The sequence below is a fragment of the Polaribacter sp. P097 genome (assembly GCF_036864555.1).
In the GTDB taxonomy this organism is placed as follows: Bacteria; Bacteroidota; Bacteroidia; order Flavobacteriales; family Flavobacteriaceae; genus Polaribacter.
In genome coordinates, this window is the sequence record NZ_JAZETJ010000002.1 from 443,355 (window position 1) to 459,911 (window position 16,557).

General features: G+C 31.4%; 14 protein-coding genes. 8 read left to right on the forward strand and 6 right to left on the reverse strand.

Annotated elements, in window-relative coordinates:
* Positions 1–36 precede the first annotated feature (36 nt).
* Complete coding sequence (typA, locus tag V7R38_RS09245) at positions 37–1,809, forward strand: translational GTPase TypA (protein ID WP_015480319.1); 1,773 nt, start codon at positions 37–39, stop codon at positions 1,807–1,809.
* A 342-nt stretch (positions 1,810–2,151) separates the two neighbouring features.
* Positions 2,152–2,544 carry an HU family DNA-binding protein gene (locus V7R38_RS09250; RefSeq protein WP_334057812.1) on the forward strand — a complete coding sequence of 131 codons (393 nt, stop codon included), beginning with the start codon at positions 2,152–2,154 and terminating at the stop codon, positions 2,542–2,544.
* A gap of 68 nt (positions 2,545–2,612) precedes the next feature.
* On the opposite strand, the gene fumC is transcribed toward V7R38_RS09250, so the two are convergent.
* Complete coding sequence (gene fumC, locus V7R38_RS09255; RefSeq protein WP_334057814.1) at positions 2,613–4,013, reverse strand: class II fumarate hydratase; 1,401 nt, start codon at positions 4,011–4,013, stop codon at positions 2,613–2,615.
* 155 nt (positions 4,014–4,168) lie between these two features.
* On the opposite strand from fumC, the gene V7R38_RS09260 reads away from it, so the two are divergent.
* Complete coding sequence (locus V7R38_RS09260) at positions 4,169–4,342, forward strand: hypothetical protein (RefSeq protein WP_015480316.1); 174 nt, start codon at positions 4,169–4,171, stop codon at positions 4,340–4,342.
* A gap of 77 nt (positions 4,343–4,419) precedes the next feature.
* Here the strand turns inward: V7R38_RS09260 and V7R38_RS09265 are convergent, their stop codons facing one another.
* The 3 genes from V7R38_RS09265 to prfB all read right to left on the reverse strand — a co-directional run bounded on the left by V7R38_RS09265 (position 4,420) and on the right by prfB (position 8,441).
* Positions 4,420–6,879 carry an outer membrane beta-barrel protein gene (locus V7R38_RS09265; protein ID WP_334057817.1) on the reverse strand — a complete coding sequence of 820 codons (2,460 nt, stop codon included), beginning with the start codon at positions 6,877–6,879 and terminating at the stop codon, positions 4,420–4,422.
* A 91-nt stretch (positions 6,880–6,970) separates the two neighbouring features.
* Positions 6,971–7,312 (reverse strand): arsenate reductase (glutaredoxin), encoded by a 342-nt coding sequence (gene arsC, locus V7R38_RS09270; protein ID WP_334057820.1) that lies wholly within the window; start codon positions 7,310–7,312, stop codon positions 6,971–6,973.
* 25 nt (positions 7,313–7,337) lie between these two features.
* Positions 7,338–8,441, reverse strand: coding sequence for a peptide chain release factor 2 (prfB, locus tag V7R38_RS09275; protein ID WP_334057822.1), 1,104 nt, complete (start codon positions 8,439–8,441; stop codon positions 7,338–7,340).
* An 85-nt stretch (positions 8,442–8,526) separates the two neighbouring features.
* On the opposite strand from prfB, the gene V7R38_RS09280 reads away from it, so the two are divergent.
* Both V7R38_RS09280 and V7R38_RS09285 read left to right on the forward strand, forming a co-directional pair.
* A complete protein-coding gene (locus V7R38_RS09280; RefSeq protein WP_334057824.1) occupies positions 8,527–10,941 on the forward strand; it encodes a zinc-dependent metalloprotease in 2,415 nt (804 codons plus the stop codon).
* 19 nt (positions 10,942–10,960) lie between these two features.
* The gene (locus V7R38_RS09285) at positions 10,961–11,980 is read left to right on the forward strand and encodes a threonine aldolase family protein (RefSeq protein WP_334057826.1); all 1,020 of its coding nucleotides are present in this window, start codon (positions 10,961–10,963) and stop codon (positions 11,978–11,980) included.
* Positions 11,981–12,018: 38 nt separating this feature from the next.
* On the opposite strand, the gene V7R38_RS09290 is transcribed toward V7R38_RS09285, so the two are convergent.
* Both V7R38_RS09290 and V7R38_RS09295 read right to left on the reverse strand, forming a co-directional pair.
* Entirely contained in the window at positions 12,019–12,660 is a 642-nt protein-coding gene (locus V7R38_RS09290; RefSeq protein WP_334057830.1) for a hypothetical protein, read from the reverse strand.
* A gap of 3 nt (positions 12,661–12,663) precedes the next feature.
* Entirely contained in the window at positions 12,664–13,158 is a 495-nt protein-coding gene (locus tag V7R38_RS09295; RefSeq protein ID WP_015480309.1) for an RNA polymerase sigma factor, read from the reverse strand.
* A 119-nt stretch (positions 13,159–13,277) separates the two neighbouring features.
* Here V7R38_RS09295 and V7R38_RS09300 point away from each other — a divergent pair, with 119 nt between their 5' ends.
* The 3 genes from V7R38_RS09300 to V7R38_RS09310 all read left to right on the forward strand — a co-directional run bounded on the left by V7R38_RS09300 (position 13,278) and on the right by V7R38_RS09310 (position 16,544).
* A complete protein-coding gene (locus V7R38_RS09300; RefSeq protein WP_334057833.1) occupies positions 13,278–14,171 on the forward strand; it encodes a MerR family transcriptional regulator in 894 nt (297 codons plus the stop codon).
* A gap of 62 nt (positions 14,172–14,233) precedes the next feature.
* The gene (locus V7R38_RS09305) at positions 14,234–15,700 is read left to right on the forward strand and encodes a phytoene desaturase family protein (protein WP_334057835.1); all 1,467 of its coding nucleotides are present in this window, start codon (positions 14,234–14,236) and stop codon (positions 15,698–15,700) included.
* Position 15,701: 1 nt separating this feature from the next.
* Positions 15,702–16,544, forward strand: a complete 843-nt coding sequence (locus tag V7R38_RS09310; RefSeq protein WP_015480306.1) for a phytoene/squalene synthase family protein — start codon at positions 15,702–15,704, stop codon at positions 16,542–16,544.
* Positions 16,545–16,557: the final 13 nt, after the last annotated feature.

Here is a 16,557-nt window from a genome sequence, read left to right on the forward strand (position 1 = left end):
AACAACTACTTTTGCACGAAATTTAAGAAAGTATAAATGCAATCAATAAGAAACATCGCAATTATTGCACACGTTGATCATGGTAAAACAACGTTAGTAGATAAAATTATAGACCAAGCAAAAATTTTAGACGATCGTAAAGAACGTACTGATTTATTATTAGATAATAATGATTTAGAGCGTGAAAGAGGAATTACTATTCTTTCTAAAAACGTGTCTGTAAATTATAAAGGTGTAAAGATTAACGTAATTGATACACCAGGTCACGCCGATTTTGGAGGAGAAGTAGAGCGTGTATTAAAAATGGCAGATGGTGTTTTATTATTAGTTGATGCTTTTGAAGGCCCAATGCCACAAACTCGTTTTGTATTAGGTAAGGCAATTGAATTAGGTTTAACACCAATTGTTGTTGTAAACAAAGTAGATAAAGAAAACTGTACACCAGATTTAGTACATGAAAAGGTTTTTGATTTAATGTTTGCTTTAGATGCAACAGAAGAGCAGTTAGACTTTACTACCATTTACGGTTCTGCTAAGAACGGATGGATGTCTACAGACTGGAAAGATGAAAAAGAAGACATTATCGATTTATTAGATGCTGTAATTGAGTCTATCCCAGAAGCACCTTATAGAGAAGGTTCTCCTCAAATGCAAATTACGTCATTAGACTTTTCTGCGTTTACAGGTAGAATTGCTATTGGTCGTGTTTTTAGAGGAGATTTAGAAGAGAATAAAGATTACATGTTAATGAAAGCAGATGGTTCTACTAAAAAAGTAAGAATCAAAGAATTACATGTGTTTGAAGGTATGGGTAAAGCAAAGACTTCTAAAGTAAGAAGTGGAGATATTTGTGCAATTACAGGTATTGAAGGTTTTGAAATTGGAGACACTATTGCAGATTTAGAAAATCCTGAAGCATTACCAAGAATTGAAGTAGACCAACCTACCATGAGTATGTTGTTTACCATTAACAATTCGCCTTTCTTTGGTAAAGAAGGTAAATTTGTTACTTCTCGTCATTTACGTGACAGATTGTTTAAAGAAATGGAAAAGAACTTAGCTTTAAGAGTGGATACTACTGATTCTGAAGACAAGTTTAACGTATTTGGTCGTGGAGTTTTACACTTATCTGTATTGATAGAAACAATGCGTAGAGAAGGGTATGAGTTACAAGTTGGGAGACCACAAGTTATTTTAAAAGAAATAGATGGTGTAAAATCAGAACCTTATGAAACATTATCTATTGATGTTCCAGAAGATGTAGCTTCTAAAGCCATTAACTTAGTTTCTTTAAGAAAAGGAGACTTATTAGTAATGGAACCAAAAGGTGATTTACAACACTTAGAATTTACCATTCCATCTAGAGGATTAATTGGTTTACGTAATAAGATATTAACTGCAACAGCTGGTCAAGCAATTATCAACCACCGTTTTTCGGAATATGGTCCTTATAAAGGTGAGTTTTCAGAAGATATTAAAGGTGCTATTGTTTCTTCTGCAGCAGGTAAAGCAACTGCTTATGCTATTGATCGTTTACAAGATAGAGGACGTTTCTTTATCGATCCTAATGAAGAAATTTACATTGGGCAAGTTGTAGGTGAGAACAGTAAGGATACAGACATGGGTGTAAACTTAATTAAAGGTAAAAAATTAACAAACGTTCGTTCTTCTGGAACAGATGATAGTGTTAAGATTGCTCCTAAAACAGATTTCTCTTTAGAAGAATGTATGGAGTATATTAAAGGAGATGAATATTTAGAAGTAACTCCAGAAAGTTTACGTATGCGTAAAATTGAATTTAGACCATAGTCTAATTGTTATATAAAATATGAAAAGCCCAAGATTTGTTTTTGGGCTTTTTTTGTGGAATTACAAATCCTAAATTTAGAATATTGAATTTTAAAAAAGAAAGTAATTATTAAGTACTGCTTTCTTAATTCAATAGTTTAGTTGATATCATTGTAAAGCTTAGTTTCTTCTATAACATAGATGCGAAAGTATTTTTATAAAGCTTTATACCTTATATAAAAATATACTAGTATAAATTATAAAATATACTAGTATATTTTATAAAATAATGTAGTATTTTTTGTAATTTGCTGAGGAGGAATGAAACAATTTCTTATAAACTTTAGATTAAAACCTTAGCAAATGTCTTTACGTTACAGAATTACCAAAAGAAATAATAGTATCTCAGAAAATACACCAAATTATATTTTACAAGCCATCAATACAGGTACTATAGATTTAGATACGTTAAGTGAAAGCATAAGTAATGAGTGCACTCTGCATAGTGTAGATGTAAAAGCGGTTTTAATAGCACTAGGTAAAAAGCTTGATTTTTATTTAAGCGATGGTAAAATAGTTGATTTAGGTGATGTTGGTAAATTTAAAATGGGTTTTAGTGGCAAAGCAGAGGAATCACCTGAAGCCTTAAGTGTTAAAAGAAACATTAAAAAGTTTCATGTAAACTTTCAGCCTTCTGTTAAAATGAAAAGAAAATTAAAGGGAGGCATTACTGTGTATAAAGAGGGTAGAAGATAAATAATAACGTTTATAGAAATAAAAAAAACCGAAGTCAAAACTTCGGTTTTTTTTAGTGGATGTATTAATTATTTTAAACTTCCAGTCATTTCTGCTGGCTTTACCCAAGCATCATATTCTTTTGGAGTTACATACCCTAAACGAACAGCTTCTTCTTTAAGAGTTGTTCCGTTTTCGTGAGCAGTATTTGCAATTTCTGCAGCTTTATAATAGCCTATTTTTGTATTTAAAGCAGTAACCAACATTAATGAATTGTTTACTAATTCTTCAATTCTAGAGTGATTTGGTTCTATACCTGCAACACAGTTTTCATCAAAGGATACACAAGCATCACCAATTAATTGTGCAGATTGTAACACATTTGCAGCCATCATTGGTTTAAATACATTCAGTTCATAATGTCCTTGAGTACCACCTATAGTCACAGCAACATCATTACCCATTACTTGAGCACAAACCATTGTTAAGGCTTCACATTGTGTTGGGTTTACTTTACCAGGCATAATAGATGAACCTGGTTCATTTGCTGGTATGATAATTTCTCCAATTCCAGATCTTGGTCCTGAAGCCATCAAACGAATATCGTTAGCAATTTTATTTAAAGAAACCGCAATTTGCTTTAAAGCGCCATGCGTTTCTACTAAAGCATCGTGTGCAGCCAATGCCTCAAATTTATTTTCTGCAGTTACAAATGGTAATTCTGTAAATTCTGCAATGTATTTTGCCACTAAAACATCATAGCCTTTAGGGGTGTTTAAACCTGTACCTACTGCAGTACCTCCTAATGCTAATTGCGATAAATGGTCTAATGTATTTCTTAAAGCTTTTAATCCAAAGTTTAACTGCGCTACATAACCAGAAAATTCTTGACCCAAAGTAAGTGGAGTAGCATCCATTAAATGCGTTCTACCAATTTTAACTACATCGTTAAATGCTTCTGCTTTGGCTTGTAACGTATCTCTTAACTGTTCTAAACCAGGCATGGTATTTTCTAAAATTTTCTTGTAAGCAGCAATGTGCATACCTGTAGGAAATGTATCGTTAGAAGATTGTGATTTGTTTACATCATCATTTGGTTGAATGGTTTTATCACCTTCACCAATAACTTTACCTGCAATTTCGTGAGCTCTGTTGGCAATAACTTCATTCACATTCATGTTAGATTGCGTTCCAGAACCTGTTTGCCAAATAACTAAAGGAAATTGGTCATCATGTTTACCGTCTAAAATTTCATCACATACTTGTGCAATTAAATCTCTTTTTTCTTCAGATAAAACACCTAATTCAGCATTGGTAAATGCAGCCGCCTTTTTTAAATAAGCAAAACCATACACAACTTCTAATGGCATAGAAGCTGGTGCACCTATTTTAAAATTGTTTCTAGAACGTTCTGTTTGTGCTCCCCAATATTTATCTGCAGGAACATTTACATTACCCATGGTATCTTTTTCTACTCTAAACTTTGTCATGATGTACTTTATATTTTAGGATAACAAATTTAAATAATATCGCTCAAATATTTTAATATTAACAAGGGTAAATAGGCACAAAAACTTTAATTTTAATTGTGTACTTTTAAAAAAATCTGTTATTTTTGCATGTATATAAATATAATTACCAATAAATGTTAGATTTTTCAGAATTTTCAGGTTTAGTTTTATTCATGTTTATTTTTACAGCCGGTTTTTGGTTGTTAATTTTCTTATTAACATTTGTAGTTCCTTACTGGATTGGAGGAACAATTTGGGAGAATTTCAAATTAAAAAGAGATGCTAAGAAAGCTGCTGAAGGTAAGTAGTCGTTTTTAGATTTTATTATAAAAAAAACTCGTTCATTTTATGAACGAGTTTTTTGTTTTTTATACTATTGATTTTGCTACTCTTCAAAATCATCTCCACCATTATCTTCTCTATCTCTGCCAAATCTTTTCTTCTTTTGGTTGAATCTATACACCAAGCTTACTCTAAATTGTGGCTCTCTCCATTGAAACTCTGAATACTGATCTAAGAATCCAGGAATGTTTGTAGTTCTTCTACTAATTCTGCTGTTAAAAACATCGCTAAAGTTAACACTTAAAGAAGCTTTTTCATCAAAGAAATCTCTACTTGCAGCAATGTTCATGCTAAATACACCCTGACTTTCTGTTTGTGCGTTTTGAGACGGCCCTCTATAATTAGAGTTAATTTGTAAGTCTGTTTTGCCTAAAGTAATTTTTTGATTCAATCTTATAAAGTAAGAAGTGTTTTCGAAATCGAAACTTTGAGTAACATTAGTAGTAGGGTTGGTATAATCACCATCTGTTGTAACTTGATATAAGTTAAAATCACTATTAATATTCCATATTTTAAATGGTCTGTAGTTCAATGTAAACTCGAAACCTAATCTTTCTGAGGTAGATAAGTTAATAGGGAACCTTCTTGTAATAGGATCTCCATTATCCGTAACTTCACCTGTATCTTCTTGTATTCTTTCCCAATTATCATTACTAATATTGTAATATAATGAAGTACTTAATGTAAATTTCTCCCATCTTTTTAAGTATCCAATATCTACAGCATCTGTAATTACTGGGTTTAACTCAACATTACCTGTGTAAATGTTAGCCTCACTAGATCTACTAGGAAAAGGATTTAAGTTTCGTCCTCTTGGTCTTCTAATTCTTCGGTTATAACCTATTGTAATATTTTCTCCGTCTTTAAACTCATATCCTAAATTGATGGTTGGAAAAAGATTACCATAACTTCCAGAATCTACTGTTGTAGCAGTTTGCTGCTCAATTTCTATAGAGGTATATTCATAACGTAAACCTGCTAGTAAAGAAATGTTATTGAATTTTTGACCATATTGAAAATAGGCTGCATTCACAAATTCTTCGTAATTGAATGAATTGTTTAGTCCTGTATCTGGCACTAATGGGCCATCAGGAAAAACTTGTCTTTCTGCTAAATAAAAGCTGTTGAAAATATCTCTATAGTTACCTCTATAACCAGCTTCATACTGAATGTTTTCACCCACAGGATGTACATAATCTATTTGTAATAAAGCTCTATTTTCATCTTGATCTTCAATTACTTGCTCTAGATCATTCAATTCATTGATTTGCGTATCTACCTCAGTAATATTATTTAAAATATCTTCCATTTCTGTAGAGTACTGTAGGTTCACAGATAATTTTCTCCCTTTTTGATCAAAATTATTTACGTAATCTAAAGTATACTGTATTCTTTGCTCGTCTTCACCTTCACTTTCTGTTCTAAATGTAGCTTCGTTTAAACCACCATTTGCATCATATCTTTGAATATCGTTGGTATTTACATCATCATCATTACCACTGTTAAATACTATGTTACCAATAATGCTAGAGCTTTTGGTTAAATAATATTCAGCTCCGAAACTTGTGAATAATGATCTACCTAGTCTTCCAAAATTTCTTTGCTCTATAACTCTTGCATTCTGAGCTGTAGAAGATAAAAAGTTAGATTCACTTAAAGAATTACCTGGAGTTTCATTATACCTAAAACCTGTATTGGTAAATAAGTTCCATTTTTCTGTTCTCCAGTTTGCATTAAAGGCAGCACCCAATCTTTCAGGATATCCTAAATCTAATTGAAGAGAGCCATTAAAACCAGTTAATTTATTTTTTCTAAGAATAATATTTAAAATACCAGCTGTACCTTCTGCATCATATCTTGCAGATGGAGAAGTAATAACTTCTACCTTCTCTATAGCCTCAGCAGGAATTTGTCTTAAGGCCTCAGCACCATTTAAACCAACTAGTGCACTTGGTCTACCATCAATTAAAATAGTTACGTTCTCATTACCTCTTAAACTCACTGTACCTTCTACATCTACTTGTACTGAGGGTACATTCCCTAATACATCACTAGCATTACCACCTCTAATAGAAAGGTCTTTACCAATATTAAAAACTTTTTTATCTAAACGAATGTCTACGGTTGTTTTTTCAGCAACAATAACTACTTCGTCTAACGATTTCGAATTTTCTGATAATTTGATCACGCCCAAATCTAAATCTGAGGTAATGTTTTTGGCAGGATAGTTTTTAGAATTGAAAGAAATAAACTTTATACTAATTTCATAGGTTGCTTTTGGGGCAGAAATACTGAATTTACCCTCCATGTCTGTAATTCCTCCAGAAATGGCATTGGTTTTTGTGTTTTTTAAAACAATAGTAGCGTATTCTAAAGCCATATTAGAACCAGCCTCAATTACTTTACCAGTTATTTTAATTTCATCTGCACTCGATTTAGCTTGTGCAAAGAACTGGTTTGCCGATAAAAATAAGCAAAGAAGGAGGATAATTTTTTTTGTCAAAACAAGTTTTTTTTAGTTTGTTTTGCAAAGATTCATCTTCTTTAAGTTTAAGTGAGTTAAAAAAAAGTTAAACAATTTTATAATAATTTAACTAAATAATAGCTGTGATGTTTTCTGCAGGTCTGCCTATTACTGCTTGGTTATTATGAGTTACAATTGGTCTTTCAATTAGTTTAGGATTATCAACCATTGCTTTAACGATTTCATTATCAGTCAATTTCTTAGCCTTGTATTCCTCTTTCCAAATTTTTTCGGTTTTTCTTACCAATTCGATAGGAGCAATATTTAGTTTCTGAATGATTTCTTTTAATTCGTTTTCTGTAGGAATATTTTCTAAATATTTAACAATTTCAAACTCTTTACCAGAATTTTCTAAAAGTTGTAATCCCTCTCTAGACTTTCTGCATCGTGGATTATGGTATATTTTTATCATATAATTAATTTTTGCGGAACTTTAATTATAAAGATTCACTAGTTTTTTGACCATTTAACATTAAATAGGCTTTTAAGAAGGCATTTATATTGCCATCCATAACAGCATCTACATTACCTGTTTCGTGAGCTGTTCTAATATCTTTTACCAATTTATAAGGATGCATCACATAATTTCGTATTTGGCTTCCCCATTCGTTTTTCATTTTGTTAGCTTCAATATCATCTCTAGCAGCCTGTTGTTTTTGCAGCTCTATTTCATACAATTGCGATTTTAGCATTTGCATTGCTGTAGCTCTATTGTCATGCTGTGAACGAGAGTTAGAACAAGAAATCTGAATACCTGAAGGCTTGTGCGTTAATTGAACCTTAGTTTCTACTTTATTTACATTCTGACCACCTGCACCACTAGATCTTGCAGTGGTGATTTCGATATCTGCAGGATTAATATCTATTTCTATAGAATCATCTGCAACAGGATACACATAAACAGAAGCAAAACTTGTATGACGTTTTGCATTTGAATCGAAAGGAGAAATACGTACTAATCTGTGCACACCATTTTCACCTTTTAACCAACCAAAAGCATAATCGCCCTCAACTTCAACAGTAACAGTTTTAATTCCGGCTGCATCTCCTGCTTGATAATTAAGCGTTTTAAGTTTAAAGCCTTGCTTTTCAGACCACATAGTGTACATTCTAAATAGCATTTCTGCCCAGTCACAAGATTCTGTTCCTCCAGCACCAGCTGTTATTTGAATTACTGCAGATAATGAATCACCTTCATCAGACAACATGTTTTTAAACTCAATATCTTCTAATAAGGCAATGGTTTTTTCATATTGTTGTACCACATCTTTTTCATCAGCTTCATCTTCTTTGTAAAACTCATAAAAAACATTCAAATCTTCATTCAATCGAATAATAGTGTTGTAGTCTTCTACCCATTTCTTTTTAAAACGCAACTCTTTCATTACAAGTTCTGCTGCTTTAGGATCGTTCCAAAAATCAGGGTTTGCTGTTTTCTCTTCTTCATTCGCTATTTCAATCAATTTTTTATCGATCTCTAAATAAGATTTTAGTTTATCGATTCTTGTTGAAATATCTTTAAGTTGGTCTTGTGTAATCATAAGTTGAACAAAAATAAATGATTTTTTAGGATTTCGAGTTTTTAAACTGCTCCTTATTTCATAGTTTTATAAAAATATTCTACTCATGAAAAAAGTACTACTTACATTATTATTTGTTTCTTTTTCTTTACAAGGTTTCTCTCAGTTTTTTTTAGATAAATCTGGTAAAAAATTAGAAAAAGGAATTACAAAATATACAGGTTATTATACCTTTTACTACGATGAAAATTCAGATAAAATTTATTTACAGATAGATAAATTAAATGCTGATTTTCTTTATGTAAGATCACTATCGGAAGGAATAGGTTCTAATGATATTGGTTTAGATAGAGGACAATTAGGTGGTGGAGTAGTTGTGCATTTTAAAAAAGCCGGTAATAAAATTTTGATGGTACAACCCAATCAAGATTATAGAGCAATTACAGATAATATCGAAGAACAAAACTCAGTAAAAGAGGCATTTGCAAAATCGGTTTTACATGGTTTTGTGGTAAAAGAAACTAAAAACAATGTGCATTTGGTAGATGCTACTTCCTTTTTTATGCGAGATGCACATGGAGTTGCAAGAAGTTTAGCAAGACAAGGTCAAGGAAGTTATAATTTAGATAAAAGTAGAAGTGCCTTTAACTTAGAGCGTACAAAATCGTTTCCTAAAAATTCTGAGTTTGATGTTTTACTAACCTTTAAAGGTTCTCCTAAAGGATATAATATTAGAAGTGTTACTCCAGATGCAAGTGCAGTAACCGTAAATCAACATCATTCTTTTGTAGAATTGCCAGATGATAATTACAAACCAAGAAAGTTTGATCCTAGATCTGGTTCTTACCAAATGAGCTATTTAGATTATTCTACACCCGTAAATGAATCTTTAACAAAACGTTTTATTTATAGACACAGATTGGCTAAAAAAAATCCAGATGCTGCAATGTCTGAACCTGTTGAACCAATTATTTATTATTTAGACAGAGGTACACCTGAACCAGTAAGATCTGCTTTGTTAGATGGTGGTCGTTGGTGGAATCAAGCTTTTGAAGCTGCAGGATATAAAAACGCGTTTCAATTTAAAATGTTACCTGAAGGTGCAGACATGTTAGATGTACGATATAATGTTGTACAGTGGGTACATAGATCTACTAGAGGTTGGAGTTATGGCGCAAGCATTTCTGACCCAAGAACAGGTGAAATTATAAAAGGCCATGTGAGTTTAGGGAGTTTACGAATTCGTCAAGATTATTTAATAGCACAAGCCTTGCAAGCGCCTTTTAAAACAAAAACTGCAGATGATGAATTCGCCTTGCAAATGGCAATTGCTAGAATAAGACAATTGTCTGCACACGAAATTGGGCACACTTTAGGTTTTGCTCATAATTTTGCAGCAAGTACAAACGGAAGAACTTCTGTGATGGATTATCCACACCCAAAATTTACGTTGAAGAATGGTCAAATTGATTTTTCTGACGCTTATGACACTAAAATAGGTGATTGGGATAAACTAACTGTGGCTTACTCTTATCAAGATTTTCCTGAAAACACGAATGAAGATCAAGCTTTAAACAACATTTTAACTCAAGGTTTTAACAATGGTATGCGTTATTTGTCTGATTCAGATGCTAGGCCACAGGGTAGTGCAAGTGCTACAGCGCATTTATGGGATAATGGAGGTACTATTTACGATGAATTAAATAACCTTTTAGAAGTTAGAAAAACAGCAATCACTAATTTTTCGGCAGATAATATAAAGATGGGTGAGCCTTATTCTGTGTTAGAAGATGTATTTGTACCCTTGTATTTTCTGCATCGTTTTCAAACAGAAGCTACTGTTAAGTTAATAGGAGGTTTAGATTATTCTTACGCTGTAAAAGGTGGGAATGCTACTGTAGTAAAACGAGTTTCTGGAGCTGAAGAAAGAAAAGCATTGGCTAGCGTTCTAAAAACGGTACAAGTAAATGAAATTGCCATTCCTGAAGAAAAACTGGCTTTATTTCCACCAAGAGCAATAGGTTATGGACGATCTAGAGAATCCTTTAGAAGTAAATTAGGGGTTGCTTTTGATGCTTTTTCTGCAGTAGAAACTGCTTCTGAAATGACTTTTTCTTTATTGCTAAATCCTCAGAGAATGTCCAGACTTATCAATCATAAAAGTTTAGACGAATCACAATTAGGTTTTGCAGAATTGCTAGATATTGTAATTCAAAATACCATAAAAGTGTATCCAAAAGATTCTTATCATCAAGAATTACAAAATGTAATTAATTTACAGTTTTTAGAAGAATTAATGTATTTATCAACACATAAAAATCAGTACAAGCAAGTAAATGCAATAGCTTCTTATAAATTGATTGAGATTAAAACAATCTATCAAAACAAAAAAGACAAAGGTGTACAGCAAATTTACAATCAAGCAATGTTAAAATTGATTGATGGTTTTATGAAAAACCCAACTTCATTCAAAAAAACGGCTGCACCTAAAATTCCAGACGGTTCACCAATTGGTAACTAATTAAAGCGTACAATTAAAAATGACAATAGATTTAATATCAGATACAGTTACAAAACCAACACCTGAAATGATGCAGGCCATGCTAAATGCAAATGTTGGTGATGATGTTTTTAAGATGGATCCTACAGTAAATGCATTAGAGCAAAAAGTGGCAACTCTTTTCGGAATGGAAGATGCACTTTTTTTTCCTTCAGGAACTATGGCAAATCAAACTGCAATAAAATTACATACACAACCTGGAGATTTGGTTATTTGTGATAAATATGCACACATATATAATTACGAAAGTGGAGGAGTAGCTTTTAATTCTGGTGTAACTTGTAAATTGATTGATGGTAATAGAGGAATGTTTACAGCAGCACAGATAGAAGAAGTCGCCTCTGCAAAACCACAAATTTATTTGCCCAATACCAGTTTAATTTGTTTGGAAAACACTACTAATAAAGGAGGTGGTGCTTGTTGGGATTTTAAAGAAATTGAAAAGATTCATAAAGTTGCCAAAAAGAATAAATTAAGTTTTCATTTAGATGGAGCACGTTTGTTTAATGCTCTAGTTGCTAAAGGCGAAACTCCAAAACAATATGGGGCTTTGTTTGATACCATTTCTATTTGTTTCTCAAAAGGTTTAGGAGCACCTATAGGTTCTATGCTAATTGGGAGTAAAGAAATAATGCAAAAAGCTTTGCGTTTGCGTAAATTGTTGGGTGGAGGAATGAGGCAGGTTGGTTTTTTAGCAGCTGCTGCAGATTATGCATTAGACAACCATGTAGAACGATTGGCAGAAGATCATAAAAAAGCAAAAGAAATTGCTGCTGTTTTAGAAACATGTTCTTACATCACAAAAATAGAACCTGTAGAAACAAACATCTTAATATTTTATGTTGATGATAAAATAGGAGCAGATCATTTTATTGAGAAAATGGCGAAAAAGGATATCTTATTAACGCCAATGGGTGAAGGTAAAATTAGAATTGTAACCCATTTAGACTATACAGATGCAATGCACGAAATTTTACTAAAAGAACTTAAAAACTTCTAATAATAAAAAACTCCTTTGCCAAGCAAAGGAGTTTTTTATTAGTTTTCGTTCAGTTTAAGAAGCTCTTTATAGTTCTTGTTTAATTTCTTTAAAAGAATTCCGTAGACCAATTTATAAAACAACCAAAGCAATACTAAAATAATAAATAAGGCTATAACTTGGCTAATAACTGTAATTGTAATTACTTGTTTAATGTCTAAAGCCAAGTTATCAGGATTCATGACTTTCATTAGCTTGTTATTATCAGAAAACATGATAACATTTAATATAATACTTCCTAAAAATACAGTGGCTAGGTTGTAAAAAACGTAATATTTAACGGTTTTTCTAATTTTTAAGATTCGATTAATTAGTTTCTTGGTATTATCTACTAGAGATACACGTTTAAAATTCATGTAAAACAAGTATAAGAAAATAGCGATTACTACATAGTGTAGAATCATAAAGAAGTTTAAATACTCCATTAAGTCTAAGTCTTCATAAACTTTATAGAAACTATCAGGAATGGTTAAATTAATAGCACCCCAAAAAATAAATTCTAAAATACCAATTATAAAAATCCATTTTACAATAGATGATGATTTGGAATGCGCCATCTTGTAGATTTCTACACTAGAAACCTTATTTGATTCCTCTGGTTGATTCTCCCAGGCTTTTTTGTAATTGTCTAATACATCCATAAACTATGGGTTTAGTATGTTTTTTAATTTCTCCTTAGCTCTGTTCATTTTAACTCTTGCATTTACAGAAGTTATTCCTAACGTTTCAGAGATCTCTTTATAGGGCTTATCTTCCAAGTAAAGAAAAATAAGGGCCTTATCAATATCATTTAATTGATGTACAGCCTTATACAAAGCTTTAAGTTGTAATTCTTCTGTATCATCATAATCTTGCGACTTTATTTTGTAGGCAAAGTCACTTATGTCTTGTGTTTTAACTCTTCTTGTTGATTTTCTATATAAAGAAATTGCAGTGTTTAAAGCAACTCTGTACATCCAAGTACTAAATTTAGAATCTCCTCTAAACTTTGGATAGTTCTTCCAAAGTTGAATGGTTATTTCTTGAAACAAATCATTATGAGCCTCTCTATTTGTAGTATATAATCTACAAATTTTATGCGCAATATTTTGATTTGTTTCAAAGTCCGATAAAAATTTAGCCTCTAAATCTTTCTGCACTTCTTTAAATTAGTTAGTTAACTATAAGTAGCTTAAATTATTAATTTGTTACATTTTTCTTAAAAAATATTTTAAGAGCGTTATTTTTTGTAAATTTGTTTAACTCAAATAGATATAAATTGAACAATATAAAACAAGATTTTACAATTAAGGACCTTGAAAACATTTCTGGTATCAAGGCACATACAATTCGAATTTGGGAAAAAAGATATAATCTATTAACGCCAAAAAGAACCGAGACAAATATAAGATTTTACACACCAGAGAATTTAACAAAGCTTCTAAATATAGTTTTATTAAATAAAAATAACTATAAAATCTCTAAAATAGCTGCAATGTCTGATGATGAGATAACTTCTCAATCTCGAGAATTGGCCTTTAGTATTGCTACTAATGATGAAGCTATTAATACCTTTAAAGTTTCTATGTTTCAATTTGATAAAGTGTTGTTTAACAATACTTATCATAAATTGTTACATAAAAAAACCTTTAGAGAAATTTTTAAAGATGTGTTCATTCCGTTTTTAGATCATATTGGTTTGTTGTGGCATACAGAAACTTTACTACCTGCTCATGAGCATTTTATATCGAACTTAATTGCTCAAAAAATACAACTTAATACCGAAAAACTGCAGTATAGCATTAGTAACACGAATAAAACTTTCGTTTTATTTCTTCCAGAAAACGAAATTCATGAATTAGGTTTACTATATTTAAACTATGAGTTAGTGTTAAGAGGTTTTCATACCATTTATTTGGGGCAAAGTTTGCCTTTAAATAACTTGAATTATTTCCTAGAAGGAGATAGAGAAATTTGTTTTATTTCTTCTTTAACTATTCAGCCTTATGATGATAAAGTAGAAGACTATTTTAGTGAAATAGGTGAAGTAATGCACAATACGAACAATCAGTTTATTGCTGTTGGTAGAAAAATTGAGAAGATTAAGCACTTAGAATTGAATGATAACATTAAATTGTATGATTCAATACCTGATTTGTTAAAAGTCTTATAAAAAAATAATAAACTTTATAAACTGTTTAATTAATATTTATATTTGTTGAACAAATATTTTCCATGGGTAAGAATATCTATATAATTGGTTCTGGTTTTTCTTCTTTAGCAGCATCTTGTTATTTATCAAAAGAAGGTTATAATGTTACTGTATTAGAAAAAAACGATACGCTTGGAGGTAGAGCTAGGCAGTTCAAAAAAGACGGTTTTACTTTCGATCTTGGACCTTCTTGGTATTGGATGCCCGATGTTTTTGAGCGCTTTTTTGCAGATTTTGGTAAGAAGCCCTCAGACTATTATACGTTAGATAAATTGAGTCCTGGTTATGAAGTCTACTTTGGAGAAAATGATTCTATTAAGATTTCTGATAAATTAAAGGAAATTTACGAATTATTTGAGAGTGTAGAAAAAGGCAGTTCTAAGCATCTGAAGTCATTTTTAGATTCGGCTAAAGCAAATTATGATACTGCCATAAAAGATTTGGTTTACAAACCAGGAATTTCTCCTTTAGAGTTGGTAAATTCTACTACTATTGCAAGGGTTACTCAATTCTTTTCAACAATAAGAAAACAAGTTCGTAAGAATATAAAGAATGAAAAGCTTATTGAAATTTTAGAATTCCCAGTATTATTTTTAGGTGCAAAACCAAGCAATACTCCAGCTTTCTATAATTTTATGAATTATGCAGATTTTGGTCTTGGAACTTGGCATCCAAGAGGAGGAATGTTTAAAGTAGTTGAAGGAATGGTTTCATTGGCAACTTCTTTAGGTGTTCATTTTCAGGTTGATGCAAACGTAGAAAAAATTATTACTGATGATAATAATGCTGTTAAGGGTTTACTAGTAAATGGAAAAGAAATTAAAACTGATTTGGTTTTAAGTGGGGCAGATTATCATCATACAGAAACCTTATTGAACGACAATTTAAGACAATATTCAGAAAAATATTGGGTTAAGAAAACTTTTGCACCATCTTCATTATTATTTTATGTTGGTTTTGATAAGAAAATAAAAAACGCAAGTCATCACACGTTATTTTTTGATACCGATTTTGACAAGCATGCAGAAGAAATTTATGATCATCCTAAATGGCCTACAGCACCTTTGTTTTATGCTAACTTTACTTCCATGACAGACAAAACATCTGCACCAAAAGGTAAAGAAGCAGGTTTCTTTTTAATTCCGTTAGCGCCTGGAATTGAAGATACAGAGGAGTTGAGAGAAGCATATTTTGAAAAAATAATGAACCGATTTGAAAAATTAACAAATCAAGACGTTACAAAAAGTGTTATCTTTAAACGATCTTTTTGTGTAAAAGACTTCAAAGAAGAATATAATTCTTATAAAGGCAATGCTTATGGAATGGCAAATACGCTGTTACAGACTGCTTTTCTAAGACCAAAAATAAAAAGTAGTAAAGTAAGTAATTTGTATTTTACTGGTCAGTTAACAGTTCCTGGTCCAGGAGTTCCTCCAGCATTAATATCAGGTAAAATAGCATCAGATTTAATTAATAAAAATCACAAGTAACATGAAAGAATTATTTGACAGTGTCTCTAACGATTGTAGCAAATTGGTTACAAAAAGTTATAGTACTTCATTCTCTTTGGCTGTGAATATGCTGTCACCAAAAATTAGAGCAGACATTTACAACATCTATGGTTTTGTTCGTTTTGCAGATGAAATTGTAGATACATTTCACGATTACAATAAAGAAGAGTTGATGGCTCATTTTGAACGTGATTATTACATGTCTAAAGAACAAGGAATAAGTTTAAACCCTATTTTAAATTCATTTCAACAAACCGTAAACAGATACAATATACCAGAAGAAATGGTTCAGGCTTTTTTGAAAAGTATGAAAGCTGACTTGCATAAAACACAGTATGAAACGAAAGCAGAGTATGACGAATACATTTATGGATCTGCAGATGTAGTTGGTTTAATGTGCTTAAAGGTCTTTGTAGATGGTGATGAAAAAAGATACAATGAGTTAAAAGATGCTGCAATGCGTTTAGGATCTGCTTTTCAGAAGGTAAACTTCTTGCGTGATTTAAAAGATGATTTTGAATTGTTAAACAGATCTTACTTTCCTAATGTTGATTTAGGACAGTTAAATGCCATTTCTAAACAACTTATTATTGACGAAATAGAAGCCGATTTCGATTATGCGTATACACATGGAATTTTAAAATTACCTGTGGAAGCTAAATTCGGAGTATACATGGCTTACAGGTATTACAGAAGATTACTAAAGAAACTAAAAGCTGTACCATCGGAAAAAATTATGGATACAAGGATTAGGATTTCTGACCCAATGAAAATAAATTTGTTGGCTAGAAGTTATGTGAAATACAAATTGAACATTATTTAGTATGCTCCTTTTA

Coding starts and splice junctions, on each gene's coding strand:
- typA (WP_015480319.1), top strand. CDS start 37: ATGCAATCAATAAGAAACATCGCAATTATTGCACACGTTGATCATGGT.
- V7R38_RS09310 (WP_015480306.1), top strand. CDS start 15,702: ATGAAAGAATTATTTGACAGTGTCTCTAACGATTGTAGCAAATTGGTT.
- V7R38_RS09250 (WP_334057812.1), top strand. CDS start 2,152: ATGTCTTTACGTTACAGAATTACCAAAAGAAATAATAGTATCTCAGAA.
- V7R38_RS09260 (WP_015480316.1), top strand. CDS start 4,169: ATGTTAGATTTTTCAGAATTTTCAGGTTTAGTTTTATTCATGTTTATT.
- prfB (WP_334057822.1), bottom strand. CDS start 8,441: ATGATTACACAAGACCAACTTAAAGATATTTCAACAAGAATCGATAAA.
- V7R38_RS09285 (WP_334057826.1), top strand. CDS start 10,961: ATGACAATAGATTTAATATCAGATACAGTTACAAAACCAACACCTGAA.
- fumC (WP_334057814.1), bottom strand. CDS start 4,013: ATGACAAAGTTTAGAGTAGAAAAAGATACCATGGGTAATGTAAATGTT.
- V7R38_RS09290 (WP_334057830.1), bottom strand. CDS start 12,660: ATGGATGTATTAGACAATTACAAAAAAGCCTGGGAGAATCAACCAGAG.
- V7R38_RS09280 (WP_334057824.1), top strand. CDS start 8,527: ATGAAAAAAGTACTACTTACATTATTATTTGTTTCTTTTTCTTTACAA.
- arsC (WP_334057820.1), bottom strand. CDS start 7,312: ATGATAAAAATATACCATAATCCACGATGCAGAAAGTCTAGAGAGGGA.
- V7R38_RS09305 (WP_334057835.1), top strand. CDS start 14,234: ATGGGTAAGAATATCTATATAATTGGTTCTGGTTTTTCTTCTTTAGCA.